At 56.5% G+C, this 2422-nt stretch carries 3 protein-coding genes; all 3 read left to right on the top strand.

Features of this window, described 5'->3' with window-relative positions; genetic code table 11:
• Nucleotides 1-92 precede the first annotated feature (92 nt).
• The 3 genes from AC2FPW_RS20235 to AC2FPW_RS20225 are packed head-to-tail and all read left to right on the top strand — an operon-like array spanning nucleotide 93 to nucleotide 2293.
• The gene (locus AC2FPW_RS20235) at nucleotides 93-437 is read left to right on the top strand and encodes a hypothetical protein (RefSeq protein WP_496815135.1); all 345 of its coding nucleotides are present in this window, start codon (nucleotides 93-95) and stop codon (nucleotides 435-437) included.
• A complete protein-coding gene (locus AC2FPW_RS20230; RefSeq protein ID WP_496815134.1) occupies nucleotides 434-934 on the top strand; it encodes a hypothetical protein in 501 nt (166 codons plus the stop codon). Before AC2FPW_RS20235 ends, AC2FPW_RS20230 begins: the two co-directional genes overlap by 4 nt.
• A 12-nt stretch (nucleotides 935-946) precedes the next feature.
• On the top strand, nucleotides 947-2293 hold the full coding sequence (locus AC2FPW_RS20225) for a hypothetical protein (protein WP_496815133.1): 1347 nt from the start codon (nucleotides 947-949) through the stop codon (nucleotides 2291-2293).
• Nucleotides 2294-2422: the final 129 nt, after the last annotated feature.

The raw sequence follows: 2422 nt of genomic DNA, 5'->3' as shown, positions 1-2422 counted from the left end.
CCTTTAACAATATGACTTGGAAAATGGCCGCATAGGGTCAATAGTGAAACTGTCCGGAAACAGGGACGAAGTCCACTCGGTTGGACCAAGCCGTGAAATCCCTCGGAGCCAAAAGCCGTAACCAGGTCATTCTGCGCCTGGTCTATCGTCTGATCGGTTATCTCGATCCAGACCCCGCTGTTGTGGATCTCTGGCAGAAGCATCTGCGGCAGGTTCAGGGTGGATACACTAACCTCAATCAGCTCGCGAAATCGGCCAAGCGCGGCACTGTGATCTGGACGGATGATGACCGGCGCGATGTCGAAAACCTCCATCGGGCGATCATCCAGCACCGGCAAGACCTGAAGGCGATGATCAGTGCAGCGCGCCGTAACCGGGAGCCCGAGTCCGCCATTCGCCGGATCTTGCGCGACGACGATTGGAGACCTGAAGAATGAACGTCGCAGTCCGTGATCTGACAGCAGCGGAGTTGTTTGAGATTGCCTTTCGCGAGGCTCAAAAGGGTATCGACCAATCCAAGCGGATCAATCAGCAGTTGCAGGTTGCCAAGCGGTTCAAGTTTCTGATCTCGCGGGCGTCATCCATCAAGGCGCGGGTGGGTGCGGTATTGGGAAAGCCCGAGGCGGTTGTGAAACACGTCCGCAAAGGGGGCGTGAAGAACGCGCAGGAACTGCGCCGCCAGATCAACTATCTGACCGTCAGGGCAGAGGGTGTTCTGGACATTCGGGACAACGGTGTGACGCCTCTGGACAGGGACCAGATCAACGACCTGATCGAGACTTGGGCCGAGGACTTTCACGGCAAAACCAACTACGGTTTCACCCGTCACATGATCGTTTCTTTCCCGGAAGGGACCTATCCGGAGGCCGCACATCAAGCCGGTTTGGAGTTCGCAGATCGCCTATTTGGCAGCGGTGATTTTGGGGATACCTAGGACTACCTGACCGTGTTCCATCAGGACACAGATAACCCCCATGTCCACATCGTTGTGAACAGCCGGGGCGTCGAACACGGTCAGTGGCTTTCCATGGGTATGTCCTCTGACTTGAACATGGATGTGCAGCGCGCGATCCAGGTCGAGACCGCTGAGAAGTACGGGATCGAGCTGACCGCGACGACCCGCCTTGAGCGCGGTTTGCGGCAGGAAGTCGAGACCGACACGTGGAAAGTTCAGGCCGGAATGTCGGTTATCGAGAATACCCCTGAAGTCGAGGCAATTGCCCGCGACAGGGCTGCTGACTGGATGACTTTATCCATCGCAAGAATGTCCGATCTGTTTGATGAGCGCGCCAACGCCATCAGCGAAAAGATCGAAGAGTTTGCCATCCAACTCGTAGAAGGAGAAAACCCCGTGGCTTCAAGATTGGAACATCTGCTGGATCAGGCTGATCATTTTGATGATTACGGCGAGCCAGGAGACCCGGAATACAAATCGCCGGAGTTAATGCGCGAGCTACGCCAACACGTCGAATTAGGTGGCAATGAGGAAACAATCAGCCCTGATCTGAAAGCCCGCGTCGTCCAGCACATTGACGCCCATCAGCATATCGAGCAGAGCGGGGGAACCCTCTCGGCGATGGCGGATATTGTTGATCACAAAGACTATCAAGCGTCCGAAAACTATTCGCCGCCAGCGGTACGCTATGACGCCTTCATGCGGGATACTCTGGGCGAGGATGCCAGTGACAACTGGTCGAAGAAATCCGCTGACATTCTGCAGTCCATCGAAAAAATGGAGGGGCTGGCGCGCGAGGTCGAAGATCCCCATCTGCGCGTTTCGATGGACATTCAGATAGGTGAGTTGAAAGGTGACGTCGCCAATATGCGGCCCAACGATCCCGACCTGCAAGCCTACATCATTGAGGACCGCCGCTATTCCACGATGATGGGAATGGGCACCGCTGAAATGGATGCTCTGGACTATCCAGAAGCCGAACAGTGGGCGGCGATCCGCAAGGAAGTCACGGACACGGCCAGCAACTACGGCCTCGATGGCGAGGCGTTCGTTGCCCGCTTTGGCGACCATCACAACGTCACTTTGGGCACAACAATGGGATGGCGCAGCGACGACATTGCGACCGCAGCGGCCCACTTCCAGGCGCAAGGAGTGTCGGACAGCTATGCGCGCGCCGAGGCAGTTGTTGATGAGCTGCATCAGCTTGCTTCTTCCAGGATCATCGCAATCTCAGAAGAACTTTCTGACGTTCACGCCCATGCAACGCACCCGCTCTTGCAAGGGCGCGGTGACGATACTGGTCATAGCCTGGAGGACGATGACGGACACAGCTTGTAAGGACTTCACCCGGTCTGCCTGACGCGCGCGCCAAAGCCGTCGGACTACCTGACCGGCTTTGTTGCACAAATGGCGTGAGGGATTCCCTGTTTGAATCCAGTGGGGTAGCAATGGTGCATGAGCAGTTGG

The sequence above is a fragment of the Ruegeria sp. SATB027 genome (assembly GCF_059613825.1).
The sequence above is the reverse complement of the archived record's forward strand: the minus strand, read 5'-3'. Positions and strand labels throughout refer to the sequence as shown.

Bases quoted from the DNA above. Each gene is read 5' to 3' on its own strand.
- AC2FPW_RS20230 (WP_496815134.1), top strand. From the start codon at position 434: ATGAACGTCGCAGTCCGTGATCTGACAGCAGCGGAGTTGTTTGAGATT.